This is a genomic window from Streptosporangium sp. OZ121 (assembly GCF_051918885.1).
Classification (GTDB): domain Bacteria; phylum Actinomycetota; class Actinomycetes; order Streptosporangiales; family Streptosporangiaceae; genus Streptosporangium.
On the sequence record NZ_JBPXMC010000002.1, the window covers coordinates 132,975 to 157,904 of the forward strand.

Here is a 24,930-nt window from a genome sequence, read left to right on the forward strand (position 1 = left end):
GAGCGCGTCTCAGCCCCCTGCGGAAAGTGAGCCACGTGTGACGTCCTCGCCTGGCCGGTCCCTGAGCAGCACACAGCTTTCCGACGCCAAGCGAGCACTGCTGGAGAAACGGCTGCGCCGTCGCGTGCCGGATCCGGTCTTCACGATCCCCCGGCGGCCGCAGGGACAGGACGCGCCGCTGTCGTTCGGGCAGGAGCGGCTGTGGTTCATGGACCAGTTCGCTCCCGGCACCGCCGCGTACACGATCCCGATGACGTTGCGGTTGACGGGGCCGCTGGACGTCGCGGCGCTGGAGCGGGCGATCGGGACGGTGGTGGCCAGGCACGAGAGCCTGCGGACGCGTTTTCCCGCCGACGAGGACGGGCGTCCGACGGCGGTCGTGGAGGAGCGGGTCGAGATTCCGCTGGAGAGGGCGGAGGCGGACGGCGAGCGGACGGCGATACGGCTGGTGAGCGACGCGGCGGCGCTGCCGTTCGACCTGGCGCGGGGACCGCTGCTGCGGACGCTGCTGGTGCGGGTGGGCGGCGAGGACGGCGGGGACGGCGAGGACGGCGAGGACGGCGAGGACGCTGCGGGCGCCGAGGATCACGTGCTGCTGGTGGCGCTGCACCACATCTGCGGCGACGGCTGGTCCACCGACATCCTCGCCGAGGAGCTGCGGGCCTGTTACTCGGGGACGGAGCTTCCCGAGCCGCCGTTGCAGTACGGCGACTACGCGCTGTGGCAGCGGGACCGGCCCGTCTCCGAGGCCGGCCTGTCGTACTGGCGGTCACAGCTGGCCGGGGTGGTCCCGCTGGAACTCCCGGTGGACGGGCGGCGGCGGGGCGAGCAGACGTTCGCGGGAGCCTCGCACGGTTTCGACATGGGCCGGGAGCTGGTGGAGGGCCTGACGCGGCTGGCGCGCAGGTCCGACACGACCCTGTACATGGTGTTGCTGGCGGCGTACCAGGTGCTGCTGGGCCGGTACGCGCGCCAGGACGACTTCGCGGTCGGCTCCCCGGTGGGCGGGCGTCCCCGGCGGGAGCTGGAGGGCGCGATCGGCATGTTCGTGAACGTGCTGGCGATGCGCGCGGACCTGTCGGGCGACCCGGGGTTCCTGGAGCTGCTGGAGCGGGTCAGGCGGACCACGACCGAGGCGTACGCGCACCAGGAGCTGCCGTTCGAGCAACTGGTCGGGGAGCTGGGCATCGAGCGGGACGTGAGCAGGTCGCCGGTGTTCCAGGCGGTCTTCGCGCTGCAGAGCTACGGGCGCAGGGAGGGGACGCGCTGGCCCGGCCTGTCGGTGGAGCCGTTCGTGTTCGAGGCCAGGGCGACGCGTTTCGACCTGGAGCTGTTCCTGACCGAGCAGCCGGACGGGATGGGCGGGTTGTTCGTCTACAACCGCGACCTGTTCGACGCGGCCACGGTCGAGGGGATGGCCGCGCAGCTGGAGACGCTGCTGAGGGCGGTGGTGGCGGCTCCGTCGGCGCGGATCTCGGAGCTGGACGTCCTTCCCGCCGACGAGCGGGAGCGGGTGCTGGCGTGCGCGACGGGTCCCGGCGAGCCGTACGCGGACGGGGCGACACTGGGCGGGATGTTCGAGGCCCAGGTGGCCCGGACGCCTCACGCGGTCGCGGTGGAGTTCGAGGACGAGCGCCTGACGTACGCGGAGCTGGAGACGCGGGCCAACCGGCTGGCTCACCGGTTGCGGGGGCTGGGGGTGGGTCCGGGCACTCTGGTGGCGGTGTGCGCGGAGCGGTCGGTCGAGCTGGTGGCGGCGCTGCTGGGGGTGGTGAAGGCCGGCGGGGCGTACGTGCCGCTGGATCCGGAGTATCCGCCGGAGCGGCTGGCGTTCATGCTGGCCGACGCGGCGGTGCCGGTGCTGCTGGCGCAGCGGGCGGTGCTCGGCGTGCTCCCCGGGGACCCGCTGGGCGCGGCTCGGGACGCCGCCCGCGAGGTGCCGGACCTGGGCGCGGGCCCGGGGGAGGCGCCCCCGGGCGGCGGGGTGGTGACGGTCGTGCTGGACGACCCGCTCGACGGGCCGGACACGCCCGTGGAGCCGTCGGCGACGTCGGCGGACGCGGCTTACATGATCTACACCTCGGGGTCGACGGGACGGCCCAAGGGGGTGCCCAACACGCACGGGGGCATCCGCAACCGGCTGGGCTGGATGCAGAACGTCTACGGGCTGACCGGCGACGACGTGGTGGTGCAGAAGACCCCGGCGGGTTTCGACGTGTCGGTGTGGGAGTTCTTCTGGCCGCTGGTGACGGGCGCGCGGCTGGTGCTGGCCCGTCCCGGCGGGCACCGGGACGCGGCGTACCTGCGGGACCTGATCGTGGACCGGGGGGTGACGACGGCGCACTTCGTCCCGTCGATGCTGGCGGCGTTCCTGGAGGAGGAGGGCGTCGAGGCGTGCGGGTCGCTGCGCCGGGTGGTGTGCAGCGGCGAGGAGCTGACCGCGCACGTGGCCGAGCGGTTCTTCCGGCGGTTGCCGGGGACGGGGCTGTACAACCTGTACGGGCCGACGGAGGCGGCGATCGACGTGAGCCTGTGGCGGTGCCGCCCGGGTGACGCGACGGTGCCGATCGGGCACCCGGTGGAGAACACCTCGCTGTACGTGCTGGACCGGCACCTGCGGCCGGTGCCCTTCGGGGTCCCCGGCGAGCTGCACATCGGCGGGGCGCAGGTGGCGATGGGCTACCACGCCCGGCCTGGCCTGACGGCGGAGCGGTTCGTGCCCGACCCGTTCGGGACGGCGGGGGCGCGCCTGTACCGGACGGGTGACCTGGTGCGGCTGCGCCGCGACGGCGCGATCGAGTTCCTGGGGCGGATCGACCACCAGGTGAAGATCCGCGGGCAGCGGATCGAGCTGGGCGAGATCGAGGCGGTGCTGCGCGGGCTCGTGGGGGTGCGCGAGGCGGTGGTGACGGTGCGGGAGGACGGCGCGCCGGGTGACAGGCGGCTGGTCGCGTACGTGGTGCCCACGGACGCAGGCACGGACACAGGCACGGACACGGGCACGGACGCGAACGCGGCCGGGGCGGGACTCGACGGGCTCGACGGGCTCGACGGGGCGGAGCTGCGGCGGGCGCTGAAGGTGACGCTGCCCGACCACATGGTGCCGTCGGCGTTCGTGGTGCTGGAGGCGCTGCCGCTGAGCCCGAACGGCAAGCTGGACCGCAAGGCGCTGCCCGCGCCGGAGCGGCGGGGCGCCGAGTCGGCGGGGCCGGGGGCCGAGCCGCGGACGCCGGTGGAGCGGGCCATCGCCGACATCTGGCGGGAGCTGCTCGAGGTGGAGTCGGTCGGCGCCGACGGTGACTTCTTCGAGCTGGGCGGCCACTCGCTGGTCGCGATCCAGGCGGTGGCGCGGATGCGCAAGGCGCTGCCGGTGGTCGGCGGGCGCGCGGTCGGGGTGATGGACCTGTTCAAGCACCCCACGGTGCGCGAGCTGGCGGCCCTGGTGGAGCGGCCCGCGGGTCCCGCGGGGCCGCGGAGCCTGCTGTACGAGCTGACCAGGCCGGGACCCGCGCTGATGACGTACGTGTGCGTGCCGTACGGCGGCGGCAGCCCGCTGATCTTCCAGCCGCTGGCCGACGCGCTGCCCGACGGGTGCTCGCTGCACGCGCTGGCCTTCCCCGGGCACGACCCCGGGTTGCCGGACGAGGAGACCAGGCCGATCGACGAGGTCGCGGACCTGTGCGTGACCGAGATCCTGGAGAACGTCGAGGGTCCCCTGGCCCTGTACGGGCACTGCGGCATCGGCGGCGCGCTGGTGGTGGAGGTGGCGCGCCGGCTGGAGGAGCGGGGCCGCGCGCTGGAGGCGGTGTACATCGGGGCGATCTTCCCGTTCGCCAGGCCGCGGGGCCGGATCGCCGGGCCGCTGGCGCGGCTGACGCGCTACGACCGGTTGCGCGGCGACCGGGTGTACGAGAACCGGATGAAGTCGATGGGCACCGACATCTCGGGGCTGGACGACGAGCAGATCCGGTTCATGGTGCGCAACCAGCGGCGTGACACCCTGATCGCGGAGGAGATCTTCACGCGGGTGCTGGCCGAGCGCGTGGAGCGGCTGCGGGCGCCGGTCATCTCGGTGGTGGGCGAGCAGGATCCGACGACCGACTACTACCAGGAGCGCTACCGGGAGTGGCACTTCCTGAGTGACACGACGGCGCTGGTGATCCTGGACGAGGCAGGTCACTATTTCCTGAAATATCGGGCTGCTGAGCTGTCGGAGATCCTCACCAACACACACATCGCCATGGGGTACGGCGCGGCGGGCACGCTCGACCGGTCCTCGCGGGGTCCCGGGGCGGGCTGGTGGGTCGAGGAGGTCTCCGTCGACTCCCCCGCCCCGGATCTCTCGGAGGGGGCGACGGATTCCGCTCAGGAAGGGGGCGGTGAGGACGGTGAGGACGCGTCCGGCTCCGTGACGGTCGCCGCCTCCCGTGAAGCGCCGGGCTCCGGGAGGAGGTCCGACAGGTCTGACGGCAAGGACGCGGCGGCCCCGGCGGGCGGGGGCGGTGCCGGAAGGGCCAACGGGAGCGGCCCCGGGAAGGCGGGCGGTCCCCGCAGGGCGCGGGCCGGGATGAAGGCGCCGCCGCCCAGCCTGCGGCGGTTCCTGGTGGTGGCGGCGTTCCAGCTGGTGTCGATGGTGGGCACCGCGATCACGGACTTCGCGATCCCGGTGTGGATCTACCTGACCACCGGGTCTCTGGTGGACTTCGCCCTGTTCGTGGCGTTGTCGATCATGCCGGGGGTGGTGATCGCGCCGCTGGCCGGGGCGATCGTGGACCGGTCGAGCCGTCGTTCGATGATGATCCTCGGCAACTGCATGGCCGGTGGCACGCAGCTCGTCCTGGGTGCCCTGTTCTGGACGGACACCCTGCAGATCTGGCACATCTACCCGCTGACCGCGTGCCTGTCGATCGCGCTGATCTTCCAGCGGCTGGGCTTCACCACCGCGCTCCCCCAGCTCGTCCCGAAGGAGTACATGGGACACGCGGCCGGGGTGGTGCAGATGGTGATCGGCACGGCGCAGTTCGCGGCGCCGCTGGTGGCCGTCGCGCTGCTGTCCACCATCGGCCTGGGCGGCATCCTCGTGGTCGACGTGGCGAGCTTCGCGCTGGTGCTGGGCGCGCTGCTGCTGATCCGCTTCCCTGACACGATGGCGCACTCCCCCAGGGAGCCCCTGTCGAAGGAGATCGCGCAGGGGCTGCGGATGTCGATCGGCAACCGGCACCTGCGGGCGGCGATGATCTACTTCGCGACGCTCAACGTGATGCTCTCGGCGCTGCTGCTGTCGATCACGCCGCTGGTGCTGTCGTTCTCCACGCTGACCGTCGCCGGGCAGATCTCCTTCGTCGGCGGCCTGGGCGGGGCGCTGGGCGGCATGGTGATCGCGCTGTGGGGCGGGCCGAGGCGCCGGCGGATGCGCGGCGTGATGCTGGCGACGCTGGGACTGTCGGTGTTCGCGGTGATCACCGGGTCGCAGCCCGTCGCGTGGGGGGTGGGGCTCGGGGCGTTCGGCCTGTGGGGCTGCCTGTCGATCGTGAACGGCACCTTCCTGACGATCATCCACACGAAGGTGCCGCAGCGCTTCCACGGCCGCGTGCAGTCGTTCAACCAGATGGTGTCGTGGTCGACGCTGCCGATCGGCATGGCGGTGGTGGCGCCGCTGGGCGAGCGGCTGCTCAACCCGCTGCTGGTGCCCGGCGGCGCGCTGGCGCCGACGGTGGGCGCGGTGATCGGCGTCGGCCCGGGCCGTGGCGTGGCGCTCATGTACATCGTGCTGGGCCTGGGCATCGCGGCGCACGTGCTGATCTCGATGCGCACGCGGGTGCTGTCGCGGTTCGACGACGAGATGCCGGACGCCCCGGCGGACGACCTGGTCGGGGCCCAGATCCTGCGCGAGCGGGTGGGCAACCGGGTGAGCGTGTCCTGGACCGCCCCGGCGTTCGCCAAGGCCATCACGATGCCGCTGCCGCTGGAGCGCGCGAAGGCGGTGCTGCGCACCCCGTACCCGGACGCGGAGGTGCGGGAGGTGGTGCTGCGGACCGGCGGGGAGATCAGCGCGGTGTACGAGGTCAGGTGCGCCGACCGCGACCTCATCGTGAAGATCTACCCGGACGTGCTGGCGGCGCGGCTGCACAAGGAGGCGCGCGTCTACGAGCTGCTGCGCGGCAGCGGCGCCTCCTGCCCAGAGATGGTGCACTGGGACGTCTCGCGGCGCGAACTGCCGCACGCGTACGCGGTGATGACGAAGGTGCCGGGACGGCCGCTGTCGGAGGTCTCCGGCGGGCTCGCGGCCGAGGAGGTCGCGGTCCTGTACCGGGAGATGGGCCGGACCCTGCGGGCGGTGCACGGCGTGCGGGTGGAGAGGTTCGGGCCGATCGACGGGCCGCAGGAGAGCTCCAACGAGGCGTACGTGGGCGGGCAGCTGGACCTGAGGCTGTCGCAGTTCACCGAGTTCGGCGGGGACCCGGAGCTGCACGCGGAGCTCTCCGCGTACGTCGCGCGCCACCGCCATCTGACGGCGCGCTGCGACTCCCCCGTGCTGTGCCACAACGACTTCCACGAGCGCAACGTCATGGTCGCCGAGGAGGGCGGGCCGGGGGGCCCGCTGCGGATGACCGGGGTGATCGACATGGAGAACGCGCTGGGCGGCGACCCGCTGATGGACCTGGCGCGGACCGACTACTTCGCGGTCAGGGGCGACGAGGAGCGGCGGCGGTACCTGCTGGAGGGGTACGGCGACCTGCCCGACGACTGGCCGGAGCGGCTCGCCTTCTACCGGCTCTGCCACGCCCTGGAGCAGTGGCACTGGCTGGCCACCCTGGGCGAGACGGCCGCCCTGCCCGTGATCGCGGAACAGCTTCGCGAGTGCCTGAAGGAGAAAGTCTAGATGGACGTCTTTCCCGCCTCGTTCGCCCAGGAGCGGATCTGGTTCCTGCACGAGCTCCTGCCCGACCTGGCCGTCTACAACACCGCGATCCGCTCGGAGGCGGCCGACCTGCGGCCGGTGGACCCCGACCTCCTGGAGCGGGCGCTGGCGGTGCTCGCGGGCAGGCACGAGTCGATGCGGACGGCGTTCGAGCTGCGCGACGAGCGGGTGGTGCAGACGATCGCGGACCGGGTGCCGGTCTCGGTGGCCAGGACCGACCTGTCCGAGCTGCCCGCCGAGGCTGCGGCGAAGGAGTTCGAGCGGGTCGCCGCGGAGGAGGCGCGCGCGCCGTTCCGGATGGACAGTGCCCCGCTCTGGCGGGTGCGGCTGGTGACGCTGGGCGGCGGGGAGTGCCGGCTGCTGCTCGTCCTGCACCACACGATCTTCGACGCCTGGTCGGCCGGCGTCCTGTGGCGGGAGCTGACCGAGGTCTACCGGGCGCTGCGCGAGGGCCGCGAGCCCAAGCTGCCCGAGCTGGCGATCCAGTACGCCGACTACGCGGTCTGGCAGCGCGACCGGCTGGGCGGCGGCGAGCTGGACGGCGACCTGGCCTACTGGCGGGAGCGGTTGCGCGGGAGCGTCCCGCTGGAGCTGCCGTCCGACCGGCCGCGCCCGGCGGAGATGAGGTACGTGGGCTCGGCGCTGGACTTCGCCGTGCCCGAGGAGCTGACCGAGCGGGTGGGCGCGCTGGCCAGGCGGCGGGGCACCACGCCGTTCACGGTGCTGCTGACGGCGTTCTCGGTGCTGCTGGCGCGCTGGAGCGGGCGGACCGACGTCGTGGTGGGCTCCCCCGTCGCCGGGCGGGAGCTGCCGGAGCTGGACGGGCTGATCGGCATGTTCGTCAACACCCTGCCGCTCCGCACCGACCTGGGCGGCGACCCGACGTTCGGCGAGGCGCTGGACCGGGTCCGCACGACCGTGCTGGAGGCGTTCGACCACCAGAACGTGCCGTTCGCGAAGCTGGTGGAGGTGCTGAGCCCGCCCCGCGACCCCGGCAGGACGCCGCTGTTCCAGGTGGGTTTCAACCAGGTCGCGGCGGACGGGCGCGGCCGGTACAACAACGGCACCTCCAAGGCCGACCTCACCATGGAGCTGCACAACCCGGACGGGCGGATGGAGGGCTGGGTCGAGTACAGCACGGACCTGTTCGACGAGGACACGATCCACCGCCTGGTGTCGGCGTTCCTGACGCTGCTCGGCGCGGCCGTCGACGACCCGGAGCTGCCGGTCTCCCGGCTGCCGCTGATGGACGGGCGGGAGCGGGCCAGGCTGCTGGCCTCCTGGCACGGCCCGCGGGCCTCCTACCCCGAGCGCTGCCTGCACGAGCTGATCGCCGAGCGGGCGGAGCGGACGCCGGACGCCCCGGCGGTCGTCTCCTCCGAGGGGACTCTCACCTACGGGCGGCTGGAGGAGCGGGCGGGCGCGCTGGCACGGCGGCTGCGCGAGCGCGGGGTGGGGGCGGAGACGCCGGTCGCGGTGTGCCTGCCGAGGAGTCCCGAGCTGATCGTGGCGCTGCTGGCGGTGCTGAAGACGGGCGGCTGCTACGTGCCGCTGGATCCGGAGTACCCGGCGGAGCGGCTGGGGTTCATGCTGGCCGACTCCGGCAGCCCGCTGCTGCTGACCCGCTCGACGCTGGTGGAGCGGCTGCCGTCGGACCATCCCCCGGCGATCCTGCTGGACGCGCTGCCGATGAACGGGGCGTCCGACTTCGTTCCCGGCCCGGTCTCTCCCGACTCGCCCGCCTACGTGATCTACACCTCGGGGTCGACGGGAGTGCCCAAGGGGGTGGTGGTGCCGCATCGCGGGGTGGTGAACCTGGTCACCGGGCTCGGGTTCACCGAGCGGGAGCGGATGCTGCTGCTGACCTCGCTGTCGTTCGACATCGCGGCGCTGGAGATCTTCGGCCCGCTGACGGCGGGCGGCGCGGTGGTCCTGGCTCCCCCGTACGGCAACGGCGGGCTGGGCGAGCTGGTGGCGGAGGCGGGGGTGACGACGGTGCAGGCGCCGCCGTCGGTGCTGGAGGAGATCCTGGAGCGGCTGCCCGCCGGGCTGCCGCGCGTGTTCAGCGGCGGGGAGCCGCTCCCGGTGTCGCTGGCCGGGCGGATCCACCGGGTCGCCGGTGAGCTGTGGAACCTCTACGGGCCGACGGAGACGACGATCTGGTCGCTGGCGCACCGGGTGCCGAAGGGCGCGGAGTCGATGTCGATCGGCATGCCGGTCGCGGGCACCACCGCGTACGTGCTCGACGAGGCGATGGAGCCGGTGCCCGCGGGGGTGGCCGGGGAGCTGTTCCTGGGCGGTGACGGGGTCGCCCGCGGCTACCGGGGACGGCCGGGCCTGACCGCCGAGCGGTTCCTGCCCGACCCGTTCGGCCGGGGCGGGCGTCTCTACCGGACCGGCGACCTGGTCCGGCGACTGCCGGACGGGACCCTGGAGTTCCTCGGGCGCGCGGACGACCAGGTGAAGGTGCGGGGGGTGCGGATCGAGCTGGGCGAGGTGGAGGCGGCGCTGGCGGCGCACCCGGGCGTGCGGCGGGCGGTCGCCGCGGTCAGGGAGGACGCCCCAGGCGGCCGGGCGCTGGTCGCGTACGTGGACACGGGTGCGGGCGCGGGCCTGGGCGACGGAACGGGCGCGAGCACGGACGCGGGAACGGGCGCGGAGGCAGGCGCGGGAACGGGCGCGGAGGCGGTGGCCGGGGAGGTGACGGCCGGGGAGCTTCGGGCGTTCCTGGCGTCGCGGCTGCCCGCCACGATGGTGCCGAGCCTCTTCGTGCCGGTGCGGGACTTCCCCCGGCTGCCCAACGGCAAGCTCGACCGCGCCTCGCTGCCCTCCCCCGTCGCGGAGGGGGCGTCGGCGGCGCCCGCCGGGCCGGTCACGGCGAGTGAGGGGCTGGTGCACGAGATCTGGTGCGAGGTGCTGGGCAGGAACGGCATCGGGATCGACGACGACTTCTTCGACGTCGGCGGGCACTCGCTGCTCGGCACCAAGGTCGTCGCCAGGATCTGCTCGGCGGTCGGCATCGATCTGCCGCTCAACGCCCTGTTCACCACGCGTTCGGTCCGCGGGCTGGCGCTGGTGGTGGAGGAGTGCCTGGCCGCGGAGATCGACGATCTCACGGACGAGGAGGCCGAGCGGATCGCCGGAGAGTACGACCGAAATGACAGCTCGGTGAACTAAGGCCGAAATTGGCATTTTGGACACTTGCTCTTGGTAGCCTCCCGCCACATTCGGTGTCCACAGAGTGAGACGGCTTGCGACGCAGGGAAGCGGCAGGTCACCTTCCGTTCCCGATATCGCCGTGAACTGCGGCGATATCGGAGCGTGAGAACGGCCAACGATCTTCCCGCGCGGCCGAAACCGGCATTCCGACACACGTTTAACTTTCAATCCTTGACTGCCGATGACGCAAATAATAGGAATGATCTGGCTTATCGCTTGTGAATACTTGACAGGGCAAAAACCCTGTTTAGGGCTATGGGGGGTGAATGCTCGAAGCGATGCGGGGGGACTCGTCGTCCGCCTCGTTGCACGGTCCGTCGTCCACTCCACCGGCGCCGCCGACGGCTCCCGCTCCCGCCGCCTGGACGGCCGGACCGTCCCACATCGCCCCGGACGCGCTGCTGTGCGACCTCGTCGCCGCCCAGGCGGCGCGGACGCCCTCCGCGCCGGCGATCCGCCAGTGGGAGACCAGCCTCACCTACCGCGAGCTGATCGGCGCCGCCACCGCGCTTGCGCTGCGGCTACGCGTCCTCGGGGTGCGTCCCGAGGACCGGGTCGGCCTCTGTGCCAGGCGCACACCGCTGATGACCGTCGCCGTCCTCGGCATCATGATGGCGGGCGGCGCGTACGTCCCCCTCGACCCGGCGCATCCACGCCGGCGGCTCGAGGAGGTGCTCGACGACGCGGGCGTCGCGGTCGTCGTGGCCGACGGCCACGGCCGCATGCTGCTGGACGGATGCGGGCGTCCCCTGGTCGAGCCGGAAACGCGCGCCGCGACCGGAACCGTGTCCGAAACCAGCTCCGGAACCGCCGCCGGAACCCCGGCCGGGAACCTGACCGAAATCGCTGCGGAACGCGCCGCCGAGATCGTCGGCGGCGGCCCGGCGCTGCCGGGGAACGCCGCCTACGTTCTGTACACGTCCGGATCGACCGGGCGGCCCAAGGGCGTGGTCGTGAGCCACGCCTCCGTGGTCGCGTTCGCCTCGGCCGCGGCGGCCCACTTCGGCCTGGACGGCACCTGCCGGTCGATCGCGTTCTCCGCGCTCGGGTTCGACGTCTCGGTGCTCGACATGCTCGCGCCGCTCACCGTGGGCGGCTGCGTGCAGCTGGTGCCGGACGAGGACAGGACCGACCCGGGCCGCCTGCAGCGGTTCCTGGAGGCGCACGACGTCACCTGGGGGTTCGTCCCGCCCGCCCTGCTGCCGCTGGTCGACCCGGCCCGGCTGCCGCACCTGCGCGACCTGGTCACGGCCGGCGAGCCGCCGGGTCCCGAGCAGGTGGCCCGCTGGTCGGCGCACACCCGCTTCCACAACTGGTACGGCCCCACAGAGACCACCGTCTGCGTGGTCGGCACCGAGCTGTCGGGGACCTGGGAGCGGTCGCTGCCGATCGGGTACCCCCTGCGCGGTTGCCGGGCGCACGTCCTGGACGAGGACATGCGCGAGTGTCCCGTCGGCGTTCCCGGCGAGCTGTACATCGGCGGGCCCCAGGTGAGCCGCGGCTATCTGGGCCTGCCCGCCATGACGGCCGAGAGGTTCGTGCCCGACCCGTTCGACGGCGTGCCCGGGGCGCGGCTCTACCGCACCGGCGACCGCGTCGCCTGGCAGGAGGACGGCCGGATCGCGTTCATGGGCCGGCTGGACCGGCAGGTGAAGATCCAGGGGCAGCGGGTCGAGATCGGCGAGGTCGAGTCGGTGGTGCGGGCGCACCCCGGGGTGACGCAGGCGGTGGTCGACGCCCCCGGCGAGCTGGTCGCCTACGTCGCGCCGCTGGACGCGCCGGGGCTGGCCGCCCTGCGGGTGCACTGCGCCGGGCGGCTGCCGGTCTACATGCTGCCCACCCGCGTGGTGCACGTTCCCTCCCTGCCGCTGAACGCCTCCGGCAAGGTCGACCTCACCGCCCTGCGCGCCCTCCCCAGGGACGCCTCCGGGACACCCGGGGACACGAACGGGACCGCGAGCGGAGGCACCGCCGGGAACACCACCGGGAACACGGCCGAGGCATCGGGACTGGCGGGGATCTGGGCGCGGGTGCTCGACGCCCCCTCCCCCGGCCCCGACGACGACTTCTTCGAGCGCGGCGGGCACTCGCTGCGGGCGATGCGCCTGGTGTCGGCCGTCAGGGCGGAGCTCGGCCGGGACATCTCGGTCGAGGACGTCTACGCGGCCCGCACCTACGGCGCCCTCTCCTCCGGTGTCGAGAACGCCCCCCGGCGGGACGCCGAGGGGTCCTCCCCCTCGGGCGAGCCTCCGTCGCTGTCGCCCGCGCAACGGCGCATGTGGTTCGTGGAGCGGCTCGCCCCCGACACCCCCGCGCACAACATCGCGATGGCCGAGCGCGTGCGCGGCCCGCTGGACCACCGCGCGCTGCGAGGCGCCCTGGAGTCCGTGGTGGCCGGGCACGAGACGCTGCGCTGGCGGATCACCTCCCGCGACGGCGTGCCCCACGTGACGGTCGTCCCGCCCGGCGAGGTGCCGCTCCCGCTCGACGACCTCTCCGCGCTCCCCCACCCCGAGGCGGCGCTGGAGGCGGCGCTGGAGAAGGAGGCGCGGACACGGTTCGACCTGGCGCGCGACCCGCTGGTGCGGGCCAGGCTGATCCGGCTGGCCGAGGACGACCACGTGCTCGCGGTGACCGCGCACCACATCGTCTTCGACGGCTGGTCCCAGGACGTCTTCTACCGGGACCTGAGCGCCGCCTACCGCGGCGAGCCCCGGGTGCCGGCGGGCGCGTCGTTCGCCGACTACGCGCGCTGGTCGAGGGAGCGCTCGGACGGCGACGGGGTCGACTGGTGGCGAGAGCACCTCAGGGACGCCCCCATGGTGCTCGACCTGCCCAGGGACACCCCCCGCCCACCTGTGCAAACTTTTTTTGGAGCGCTCCGAACAGCGGAGATTGACGCCGAGATCGGAGGCCGTGTCAGGAAGCTGGCGGTCCGGCTGGGGGTCACCCCGTACCCGGTGCTGCTGGCGGCGTTCGCGCAACTGCTCGCCAGGCTGTCGGGGCAGCGGGACCTGCTCGTCGGCACCCCGTACGCCGACCGGGGGCACGTCGCGTTCGAGTCGCTGATCGGCATGTGCGTGCGGATGCTGCCGCTGCGGCTGCGGCTGGATCCCGAGGCCTCGTTCGAGGAGCACGTGGCCCGCTGCCGCGACGAGCTCGCCGAGGTCGTCTCCCACGGCGACGTGCCGCTGGAGCGCGTCGTGGAGGCACTGCGCGTGCCGCGCGACCTGGGGCGCAACCCGGTGACGCAGGTGCTGTTCAACATGTACAACTTCGCCGAGCCCAAGCTGGACCTGCCGGGGTGCGTGACCGAGCCGCTGCCGGCCGGGCTGCCGGGCGCGCTGTTCGACCTGACGATGTACGTCAGCGAACGCGGCGACGGATACGCCCTGCAGCTCGTCTACAACCCCGACCTGTTCTCCGCCGCCAGGATGGACGCCCTGCTGGCCGGTTACGCGCACCTGCTGGGCGACCTGCTCGCCGACCCGGGCGGGGCCGCGCGCGAGGCCCGGCTGGCCCCGCAGGAACCGCCCGCCGCGCTGCCGGTCTGGGACGGTCCCGGGCCGCTGGACACCCTGCACGGCGACGTCGTGGTGGAGGGCGCGGGGCGGGTCCTCGGGCACGCCGGGCTCACCGCGCTGCGCCACCGCACGACCTCGGCGCTGCGCGCGGCCGGGGTGGAGCCGGGCCAGGCCGTCGCGGTGCTCGCCGCGCGGGTCCCCGAGCTTCCCGGGCTGCTGCTGGGGGTGCTGGCCGCAGGGGCCCGCTGGGTGATCCTCGACCCGGCGCACCCGGCGCCGGTGCTGGCCCGCCAGGCCGCCGCCGCCGGGGCCGTGGCGGCACTGCGCTGCCCGGGCGCGCCCTCCCTGGAGGGCCTTCCGGAGATCACGTTCCCGGAGACCGGGCCGTCCGGAACCGGGCCGTCCGGCGCGCGGACGCCGGAGACGGGCGAGGCGCCGCGGGAGCCGCACCCCGAGCGGGGCTACCTGTCGCTCACCTCGGGGACCACCGGCGACCCCAAGCCGGTGGTGACCGGCGAGGGGCCGCTCGCGCACTTCGTCGCCTGGTACGCGGCGACCTTCGCGGTGACCCCGGCCGACCGCTTCGCCCTGCTGTCGGGCCTGGCGCACGACCCCGCGCTACGCGACGTGTTCGTGCCGCTCGCCACCGGCGCCCGGCTGTGCGTGCCGGAGCGGGAACTGCTCCGCGACCCCGTCCGGCTCGTCGCGTGGCTGCGCGAGCACCGCGTCACCGTCCTGCACCTGACCCCGCAGCTGGCCAGGATGCTCTGCGGGACCGGCGCGACGCTGCCCGAGGTCCGGCTGGTCGCGACCGGCGGCGACCGGCTCACCCACGCCGACGCCGCGCGGCTGCGCCGCCTGGTCCCGGCAGCCCGCCTGGTGGCCTTCTACGGCACCACCGAGACCCCGCAGGCCCACGCCTGGTACGAGATCCCCGCCGGGGTGCGCGAGAGCGCGGAACCCGTCCCCGCCGGGCGCGGCATCGAGGGCAGCGAGCTGGTCGTGGTCGCAGGGCACGGCGGCCGGGCCGGGGTGGGCGAGCTGGGCGAGGTGGTCGTGCGCAGCGCCAACCTGGCGACCGGCTATCTCGACGCCGGGCTCACCCGGCTCCGCTTCACCGGGGACGCCTTCGCCACCGGCGACCTCGGCCGCCTCAACCCCGACGGCACGGTGACGATCGCCGGACGGCGCGACGACCAGGTGAAGATCCGCGGCTTCCGGGTGGAACTCGGCGAGGTGGAGGCGGCGCTGTCCGCCCACCCCGAGGTCCGCGCCGCCGCCGCGGTGGCCGACCGGGACGAGCGGCGCGAGACGGTGCTGCACGCCTACGCGGTGCCCCGCAGGCCAGGGCTGGCCGCGCCGCGGCTGCTCGACCACCTGCGCGCGGTGCTGCCCGAGCACGCGGTGCCCGCCGAGGTGATCGTGGTTCCCACGCTGCCGCTCACCCCCAACGGCAAGGTCGACCGCGCCGCGCTGCGCCGCCCCGCGTCCCGGCCGGGAGGCGAGGCGGGCGGGGAGGTGTCCGGCCCGACCGAGCGGGCCGTGGCCGAGGTGTGGCGGGCCGTGCTCGGCGTGCCGCGGGTGGGCGCGGCCGACAACTTCTTCGAGATCGGCGGCCACTCGCTGGCGATCGCCGCCGTCCAGGCCCGCCTGGGCTCGGCCCTCGGCCGGGAGATCCCGATCGTGGACCTGTTCCGCCACCCGACCATCCGCGCGCTGGCCGCGCATCTCGACGGTGGAGGCCCCACTCCGGGCCTCGACCGCGCCGCACGGCGGCTCGCCGTGCGGCGGGACCGCCTCAAGGACCGCTCAAGGAAGCCGAGCTGACAACCGCGCCATCACCCGCACCCGAATCCGAGCCCGGACGCGGCCCCGCAGCCGAATCCGGGCCAGGGCCCGCATCCGAACCGACATCCGCACCCCCTTCGGCCCCCGGGGCCGGACCGACACCCGTCCACCCCCTCACATCCGAGACCGAACCGGCTACCGCACGACCTCCCGGAGCGCGAACCCGGCCGGTGACCCATCCGACGACCGAGCCGGCGATCCCGTCGCCACCCGCACGACCTCGCGCACCGGAAACCGCACCGATCCCCGTCCAACCCCCCGCACCGGCGCCGACCGCGCCAGGCATGGAAGAAAGGGACCCCCGCATGGCCGAGGAGCCCACCGTCGAACCGATCGCGATCATCGGCCTCTCGTGCCGGGTGCCGGGAGCCGGGGACGCCAGGCAGTTCTGGCGCAACCTCGCCGACGGAGTCGAGTCGCTGACGCACTTCACCCGCGAGGAACAGCGGGCGCTCGGCGTGCCCGACCACATTCTCGACGACCCGGACTTCGTACCGGCCGCGATGATGCTCGACGACCACCAGGGGTTCGACGCCGCGTTCTTCGGCATGTCGATCAGGGAGGCGGAGATCCGGGACCCGCAGCACCGGCTCTTCCTCGAACTGTCGCACACGGCCCTGGAGGACGCGGGTTACGACCCGTTCAGGTATCCGGGCGAGATCGGCGTCTACGCCGGTTCCGGCGGGGACTTCTACCAGTGGATCAACATCAGGAGCAACGCGCAGGCCCACGCGAACGCGGGCTGGCTCGCCGTCATGGTCGGCAACCACGTCGACTACTGCGCCACGCTGTCGTCGTACAAGCTGGACCTGCGCGGCCCGAGCTACACCCTGCACACCGCGTGCTCGACCTCGCTGGTCGCGATCCACGTCGCCGCCGAGGCCCTGCGCAACGGCGAGTGCGACATGGCCCTGGCGGGCAGCGCGATGCTCGACCTGCCGCAGGGCCAGGGCTACGTGTACGACGAGGACGGGATCGTCTCCCCCGACGGCCACTGCCGGGCCTTCGACGCCAAGGCGGCCGGGACGATCTGGGGCAGCGGCGGCGGCGTGATCGTGCTGAAGCGGCTGTCGGAGGCGATCGAGGACGGCGACAACGTCCGGGCGGTCATCCTGGGCAACGCGATCAACAACGACGGCGCGAGCAAGGTCGGGTTCTCCGCGCCCAGCATGGACGGCCAGGCCGCGGTGATCGCCCAGGCGCTCGGGGTGGGCGGGGTCGACCCGCGCACCGTCACCTACGTCGAGGCGCACGGCACGGGCACCGCGCTGGGCGACCCGATCGAGGTCGCGGCGCTGAGCAGCGTGTTCGGCCAGGACACCGACGACACCCAGTGGTGCGGCATCGGCTCGGTCAAGAGCAACATCGGCCACCTGGGCCAGTCGGCGGGCATCGCCAGCATCATCAAGGCGGTGCTGGCCCTGGAGAACGGGCTGATCCCGCCGACGCTGCACTACGAGAGCCCCAACCCGAAGATCGACTTCGCGCGGAGCCCGTTCTACGTGACGGGGACGCCGACCAAGTGGGAGCGCAACGGCTTCCCCCGGCGGGCGGGCGTCAGCTCGTTCGGCATCGGCGGCACCAACGCGCACATCGTGCTGGAGGAGGCGCCGGCGCCCTCCCGCCAGGAGCGCGAGGGGCGCGAGGGGCGCGAGCCCCGCCCGGCGCACCTGCTGCGGCTGTCGGGCAGGACCGACACCGCGCTGGCCGCCGCCGCCGAGCGCCTGGCCGCGCACCTGGAGGCCCACCCCGACGCCGACCTCGCCGACGTCGCCCACACCCTGCGGGTGGGGCGCAGGGAGCTGTCGCGCAGGAGCGCGGTGGTGGCCTCCGACGTCGCCGACGCGGTCGCCGCGCTCCGCGACCCCAAGCGCACGGTCTCCGGTGCCGCCTCACGCCGCACCCCGCGCCCGGCGTTCCTGTTCTCCGGGCAGGGCTCGCAGTACGCGGGCATGGGCGCCGAGCTGTACCGCACCGAGGCGGTCTTCAGGGACGCGGTCGACGAGTGCGCCGAGATCCTGCGGCCGGTGCTGGGCGAGGACCTGCGCGAGCTGATCTTCGCCACCGGCGAGGAGGCCGACGAGCGGCTGCGGCAGACCGCGCTGACCCAGCCCGCCCTGTTCACCGTGGAGTACGCCCTGGCCGCGCTCTGGCGCTCGCTGGGCGTCGAGCCCGCCGGGATGATCGGCCACAGCATCGGCGAGTACGTCGCGGCGACCGTGGCCGGGGTCTTCAGCCTGCCGGACGCGCTGCGGCTGGTGGCCGCCAGGGGCCGCCTGGTGCAGGGCATGCCCGCCGGGGCGATGCTCGCCGTGCAGCTCGCGCCGGACGAGATCGGGCCGCTGCTGCCCGACGGCGTGTCGGTGGCGACCGTCAACGGACCCGGCACGTGCGTGGTGGCCGGCCCCCCGGCCTCGATCGCCGAGCTGTCGGCCCTGCTGGAGGAGGAGGGCGTCGGCAGGATGGAGCTGCGCACCTCGCACGCCTTCCACTCCTCGATGATGGACCCGATCCTGGGCGAGTTCCACGCGCTGGTCGCCGGGGTCGAGCGGTCGGCGCCGAGCCTGCCGTTCCTGTCGAACGTGACCGGCACCTGGATCACCGCGGACGAGGCGACGGACCCGTCGTACTGGGCCCGGCACATGCGCGAGCCGGTGCTGTTCGGCGACTGCGTGGCGGCCCTGCTCGCCGACGGCGACTGGATCATGATCGAGTGCGGCCCCGGCAGGCAGCTGTCCGGGCTGGCCAGGGCGCAGACCCCGCCGGGCGCGGTCGCGCCGCTGCCCTCCCTGCCCGGCCCCAAGGACGCCGGTGGCGACACCGGAGACACTGCCGTGCTGTCGGCCGCGTACGGCACCCTGTGGGTGAACGGCGTCGCGCTGGAGGCGTTCGGCGAGGAGGGCAACCGGGTCTCGCTGCCGACCTACCCGTGGGAGCGCCAGCGCGCCTGGATCGACCCCGACCCGCAGGGCGCGTTCGTCGGCGGCGTGGCCAACCCCGCGCCGGTCGAGGACGACCTGCCGCTGGACCGCTGGTTCAGCGTGCCGGTGTGGCGGCAGGTCCCGCCGGGACCGGCGCCGCTGTCGCCGGTCACCCGGGCCCTGGTGTTCGCCGACGACGGCTCGGCCGGGCTGGTGGACGCGCTGCGCGCGACGGGGACCGAGGTGATCGAGGTACGGCCCGGCGACGGGTTCTCCTCGGAGAACCCGGAAGGCGTTCACACCGTGCGTCCCGCCGAGCGGGCCGACTACGACGCGCTGCTGTCGGCCGTGGGCGAGGTGCCGGGACGGGTGGTCCACGCGTGGACCGTCGGCGGTGAGCCCGCCGCCGGGACCGAGGGGACCTGGAAGGCTCAGGACCGCGGCTTCTTCAGCGTGCTGGCCCTGGTGCAGGCGCTGACCGCGGCGCAGCCCGCCGACGCCGCCGACGGGGTGGAGCTGACGCTGTTCACCTCGGGGGCCCAGGACGTCACCGGCGGCGACCTGCTCCGCCCTGAGCACGCGACCCTCGCCGGGTTCCCCCGGGTGGTGCCGCTGGAGACCCCGTGGCTGCGGGTGCGCCACGTCGACGTCGAGGGACGCGACTGGGCCAGGCACGCCGCCGCGGAGCTGGGCAGGAGGCCCGAGCCGGACGAGGCGGGGCTGCTGCCCACCGTGAGCATCAGGGGCGGCCGCCGCTGGCTGCAGCACTACGAGCAGCTGGAGGTGCCCGCGTCTTCTGCGGAGACGGCGGAGACGGCCGAGGCGGCCGGCGGGCAGGCGGGCCCCCGGGACGGGCAGGTCTACCTGATCACCGGCGGCCTGGGCGGCATCGGCATCTCGCTCGCCGAGGACCTCGCCGCGCGGGCCCGGGTACGGCTGGTCCTGCTGTCCAGGTCCGGGCTGCCCGACCGGGCGGAGTGGGACGCGCACGAGGCCGGCCGCGCGGGCCGGGCGATCGCGGCGATCCGCAGGATGGAGGAGGCCGGGGCCGAGGTCCTGGTGCTCGCCGCCGACGTCACCTCCCCCGCCGACATGCGCAGGGTGCGGGAGGAGACGATCGCCGGGTTCGGCCGGGTGGACGTGATCGTGCACGCCGCGGGACTGCCCGGCGGCGGCATGGCCGAGATCAAGGAGCGGGCCGCCGCCGAGGAGGTGCTGGCGCCCAAGGTGGTCGGCACGCTCGCGCTGCGCGAGGCCTTCGGCGACCTCGACCTGGAGTCCGTGGTGCTCTGCTCGTCGATCACCGCGGTCGCGGGCGGCTTCGGCCAGGTCGACTACTGCGCGGCCAACAACTTCCTCGACGCGCACGCCAGGGGCGAGCACGGCTGGGGCTCGGCCACGGTCGTCTCCGCCAACTGGGGCAAGTGGCTGGAGGTCGGCATGGCGGCCGAGGTCGCCGCGCCCGCCGGGTTCGTGGCGCTGCAGCGCGGCGACCGGATCAGGGCCGTCGACCACCCCGTGATCTCCGCCTGGCACGAGGCCGACGGCGAGGAGCTCGGCTGGGCCGGGGGCAGCCTCTCCCCCGAGACCCACTGGGCGCTCGACGGGCACCGCATCTCCGGGGTGCCGGTGCTGCCGGGCACCGGCCACCTGGAGCTGGCCCGCTGCGCCAGTGAGGTGGTGCTGCCCGGCCCCGGCGCCGTCGAGCTGCGCGACGTGGTGTTCGTCGAGCCGCTGTCGGTGGCCGACGGGTCCTCCGCGGAGGTACGGGTGACGTTCAGCACCGAGGCCGACGGCGCGGACTTCCAGGTGCGCAGCGTCATCGGCGGCGAGCAGCGCACCCACGCGCGCGGCACCGCGGCCAAGGTCGACGCCGGGCCGGCCGGGCACGCCGACGTGGCGGCGATCATCGAGCGCTGCACCCCCGCGTCCGACGAGCAGGGCGGCGTGCCGCTGTCCGGGCTGCTGACGCTCGGCCCCCACTGGGGCCACATGAGCAAGTGGTACATCGGCCAGAACGAGGCCCTGGGCCTGTTCGAGCTGCCCGCGGAGCTGTCGGAGGACCTGGACGGCTGGGGCCTGCACCCGGCGCTGCTGGACAGCGCCACCTCCTTCACCTGGATCGACGTCGTCGGCCACTACCTGCCGCTCGGCTACGGCCGCATCACCGTCAGGGACCGGCTGCCCGGCAGGTTCTGGAGCCACATGCGCTTCCGCGACAGCGGCACCGACGAGGTGCTGGCGGTCGACGTGACGCTCATCGACGCGGACGGCAGGATCGTCACCGAGATCTCCGACTACGTGCTGCGCCGCATCAACACCGACGCCGTGGTGGCCGGGGTGACGGCCGACGCCGGAGCCCAGCGGGCGGGCACGGTCACCGTCCCCGACCAGGGCGGCCAGGTCGCGACGACCGCCGGAGGCCCCGACGCGGTCGGCATCCGCCCCGCCGAGGGCGCCGAGGCGTTCCACCGGCTGCTGGCCACCCCGCTCGGCGCGCAGGTGGTGATCGCCGCGACCCCGGTGGCCGCCTACCTGGCCGGTGTCGGGTCGGTCACCCAGGAAACGGTCGAGACGGAGCTGGACCCGGCCGCCGTGTCGGACCGCCCCCGTCCCGGCGGCGCGGCGGCCGACGACTACGTGGCGCCGCGCGGCGACGTCGAGACCGCCATCGCCCGGCTGTGGAGCGAGGTGCTCGGCGGCGAGCGCATCGGCGTCGACGACGACTTCTTCGAGCTCGGCGGCAACTCGCTGATCGCCGTGCAGCTCATCGCCCTGATCCGCAAGGAGCTGGGCGTGCGGCTGCCGATGCGCAGCCTCTTCGAGGAGCCCACGGTGGCCGGCGTCACCGCGCTGATCGAGCAGGCACGCGCCACCGCGCCGGCGGCGGAGACCGCCCCGGCCGCGAACCAGACCATGATCCCCCGTCTCCCCCGCAGGAGTGAGCAGCAGTGAGCGAACCCCTTCCCGACACCAAGGTCGTCCTCAACGACGAGGAGCAGTACTCCATCTGGCCCTCGGGCCGCGACAACCCTGACGGCTGGCACGACGCGGGCTTCACCGGCACCAAGGACGAGTGCCTGGCCCACATCGAGCAGGTCTGGACCGACATGCGTCCGCGCAGCCTGCGCGAGGCGATGAAAGCGGGAGACGCGGGATGACAGAACAGGTGGTGGACGTCTTCCCGTCCTCCTCAGGGCAGGAGCGGATGTGGTTCCTCGCCCGCTTCGAACCCGAGCTCGCCGTCTACAACATCGGCATGCTCATGCCGATGAGCGCCCGCCAGCCGGTCGATCCGCGCCGGCTGGAGGCCGCCGTCGCCCACGTGGTACGCCGCCACGAGGTGCTGCGCACCGTCTTCGAGTTCAGGGACGGCCAGGTGGTGCAGATCGTCAGCGGCGCCGTCCCCCCGGTGCGGCTCACCGAGACCGACCTCACCCACCTGCCCGCCGGCGAGCGTGAGGCCGAGCTCGCCAGGCTGGCCAAGTCGGACTCGGTCACGCCGTTCGTGCTGGACCAGGCGCCGCTGTGGCGGCTGCGGCAGGTGCGGATGGGCGAGAACGACCTGCGGCTGATCTGCGTGTTCGACCACACCGTGTTCGACGGCGTCTCCAGCCACGTCTTCGTCAACGAGCTGGAGGAGTGCTACGACGCCATCGGCGAGGGGCGCGAGCCCAAGCTGGCGGAGCTGCCCATCCAGTTCGCCGACTTCGCCGTCTGGCAGCGGGGCAGGCTGACCGGGCAGTTCGTCGAGGACGAGCTGGCGCACTGGCGGGAGAGGCTGGCCGGGATCCCGGCCGACCTCGCCCTGCCCGCCGACCGGCCGCGCCCGCGCAGCCGCTCCTACCGGGGCGAGATGCAGCTGGGCGCGTTCTCCCCCGAGGTGTCGGCCGGGATCCAGCGCCTGGCCAAGGACCTGAACTCGACGCTGTTCACGGTCATGCTCACCGCGTTCGCGACCGTGCTGGCCCGCTGGTCGGGGCAGTACGACGTGGTGGTGGGCACCCCCATCGCGGGGCGGCTGCTGCCCGAGACCGAACCCGTCATCGGCATGTTCGTCAACGCCGTGGCGCTGCGCGCCGACCTGACCGGCGACCCGACGTTCGCCGAGGCGGCCGGGCGGGTGCGCACCACGGTCGCCGAGGCCCTGGACCACCAGGAGCTGCCGTTCGAGCGGCTGGTGGAGGCGCTGCAGCCGACCAGGGACCTGAGCGTGCCGCCGATCTACCAGGTGATGTTCAACCTGGCCGCCGACACCAACGAGGGCCAGATCGCCAACGGCACCGCCAAGGTGGACCTGCAGCTGGACCTCAACATGCGCGAGGGGCGGCTGCACACCCGGCTGGAGTACAGCACCGACCTGTTCGACCGGTCCACGATCGAGCGGTTCGGCGCCTGCCTGGAGACGCTGGTCGAGGCCGCGGTCGCCGCCCCGGAGACGCCGATCTCCCGGCTGCCGCTGCTGACCCCCGCCCAGCGGGACCACGTCGTCGCGCTCGGTACCGGTGAGGACTCCGGGCGCGTCGTGGACCTCCTGGCCGGCGCGGCGGGCGTGGCGGGCACGGTGGGCGGGACCGGTCCCGCCGGCGCGCGGGACGCCGTGACCTCCGGGGCCGGTGCGACGCTGACCTCGCTGATCGAGGCTCAGGTGGCCAGGACGCCGGACGCGCCCGCCGTGGTCACCGGCGACGTCACGCTGACGTACGCGGAGCTGGACGGGCGCGCCACCGAGCTGGCCCGCTGGCTGCGCGGGATCGGGGTGCGGCGGGGCAGCCCGGTGGCGGTGTGCGCCGAGCGGTCGGCCGAGCTGGTCGTCGGCCTGCTCGCGGTGCTCAAGGCGGGCGGGGCGTACGTCCCCCTCGACCCGGAGTACCCGCCGTCGCGGCTGGCGTTCATGCTGGCCGACAGCGGGGCCCGGGTGATGCTGACCCAGCGTCACCTGCGCGACCTGCTCCCCGAGGGCGCCGTCAAACCGGTGCTGCTGGACGCGCCCGACACCTGGGGACCGCAGCCCCCGGGAACGCCGCTTCCCGCGACCGGCCCTGACGACGCCGCGTACGTGATCTACACCTCGGGTTCGACCGGGCGTCCCAAGGGCGTCGTCAACACCCACCGGGGCATCGTCAACCGGCTCGCCTGGATGCAGGACAGGTTCGGCCTCACCCCGGCCGAGGCGGTCCTGCAGAAGACCCCGACGAGCTTCGACGTGTCGGTCTGGGAGTTCTTCTGGCCGCTGGTCACCGGGGCGTCCCTGGTGCCGGTCCGGCCGGGCGGGCACCGCGACCCCAACCACCAGCGCGACCTGATCAAGGCGCACTCGGTGAGCACCGCGCACTTCGTCCCCTCGATGCTGGCCCTGTTCCTGGAGGAGACCGGCATCGAGTCGTGCCACTCGCTGAAGCGGGTGATCTGCAGCGGCGAGGAGCTGCCGCCGCGCCTGGCCGCCCGCTTCTTCGAGCGGCTGCCCGGGGTGGAGCTGCACAACCTGTACGGGCCGACGGAGGCGGCGGTCGACGTGACCGCCTGGCGGGTCGAGCCCGAGGGGGTCGACGCGCTGCACACGCTGCCCATCGGCCCGCCGATGCCGGGCAACCGCCTGCACGTCCTGGACGACCTGCTCCGGCCCGCGCCGGTCGGCGTACCCGGGCACCTGCACATCGGCGGGGTCCAGGTGGCGCGCGGCTACGCGGGCCGCCCCGGCCTGACGGCCGAGCGGTTCGTGCCCGACCCGTACGGGCCGCCCGGCTCGCGGCTGTACGCGACCGGCGACCTGGCCAGGGTCCGCGCCGACGGGGACATCGAGTTCCTGGGGCGACTGGACGACCAGGTGAAGGTGCACGGCTGGCGGGTCGAGCTCGGCGAGATCGAGGCCGTGATCGCCGAGCACCCGAAGGTGCGCCGGGCGGTCGTGGCGCTGCGCGACGACGCCCCCGGCGGGCGCGGGCTGGTCGGCTACGTCGACTGGTCGGGAGACGCCTCGGCGCTCACCGCGGAGCTGCGCAGGACGCTCGCCAAGAAGCTGCCCGCCGCGCTCATCCCGCAGGCGTTCGTCGGGATCGACCACCTCCCGCTCGGTCCCAGCGGCAAGCTCGACCGGGGCGCGCTGCCCGCGCCGACCGGTTCTGGCCGGGCCGACCTCGGCACGCCGTACACGGAGCCGCGCACCCCGCTGGAGACCGAGCTGTGCGCGCTGTGGAGCGAGCTGCTCGGCCGCGAGCGCATCGGCGTCGAGGACGACTTCTTCCAGCTCGGCGGCCACTCGCTGCTGGCGGTGCTGCTGGTCACCCGCTACCGGGAGACGTACGGCGTGGAGATGCCGCTGCGGCGGTGCTTCGAGATCACCACGGTGACCGAGCACGCCCTCGCCGTGCTGGAGCTGCAGCTCGGGGACGACGACGAGGAGCTGGCGGCTCTGCTCGCCACGCTGGAGGACCCCGCGGATGAGTGACCTGAGGGCCAAAGAGGAACCGGCGGCTCTGCTCGCCACGCTGAAGGG

At 73.9% G+C, this 24,930-nt stretch carries 6 protein-coding genes; all 6 read left to right on the plus strand.

Annotation, left to right across the window (positions count from 1 at the left end; genetic code table 11):
* Window positions 1-37: 37 nt before the first annotated feature.
* The 6 genes from ACTOQ1_RS05635 (at window position 38) to ACTOQ1_RS05660 (ending at window position 24,882) form a co-directional block, all read left to right on the plus strand.
* Window positions 38-6,883, plus strand: coding sequence for an amino acid adenylation domain-containing protein (locus tag ACTOQ1_RS05635; RefSeq protein ID WP_440064953.1), 6,846 nt, complete (start codon window positions 38-40; stop codon window positions 6,881-6,883).
* Complete coding sequence (locus ACTOQ1_RS05640; RefSeq protein ID WP_440064955.1) at window positions 6,884-10,099, plus strand: non-ribosomal peptide synthetase; 3,216 nt, start codon at window positions 6,884-6,886, stop codon at window positions 10,097-10,099.
* A 308-nt stretch (window positions 10,100-10,407) separates the two neighbouring features.
* Entirely contained in the window at window positions 10,408-15,492 is a 5,085-nt protein-coding gene (locus ACTOQ1_RS05645) for an amino acid adenylation domain-containing protein (RefSeq protein WP_440064956.1), read from the plus strand.
* A gap of 326 nt (window positions 15,493-15,818) precedes the next feature.
* Window positions 15,819-21,389: an SDR family NAD(P)-dependent oxidoreductase gene (locus tag ACTOQ1_RS05650; RefSeq protein WP_440064958.1), complete on the plus strand. Its 5,571-nt coding sequence runs from the start codon at window positions 15,819-15,821 to the stop codon at window positions 21,387-21,389.
* Window positions 21,386-21,595 carry an MbtH family protein gene (locus ACTOQ1_RS05655; RefSeq protein WP_362676169.1) on the plus strand — a complete coding sequence of 70 codons (210 nt, stop codon included), beginning with the start codon at window positions 21,386-21,388 and terminating at the stop codon, window positions 21,593-21,595. The genes ACTOQ1_RS05650 and ACTOQ1_RS05655 overlap by 4 nt, the downstream gene beginning before the upstream one ends.
* Complete coding sequence (locus tag ACTOQ1_RS05660) at window positions 21,592-24,882, plus strand: non-ribosomal peptide synthetase (protein ID WP_440064960.1); 3,291 nt, start codon at window positions 21,592-21,594, stop codon at window positions 24,880-24,882. The genes ACTOQ1_RS05655 and ACTOQ1_RS05660 overlap by 4 nt, the downstream gene beginning before the upstream one ends.
* Window positions 24,883-24,930: the final 48 nt, after the last annotated feature.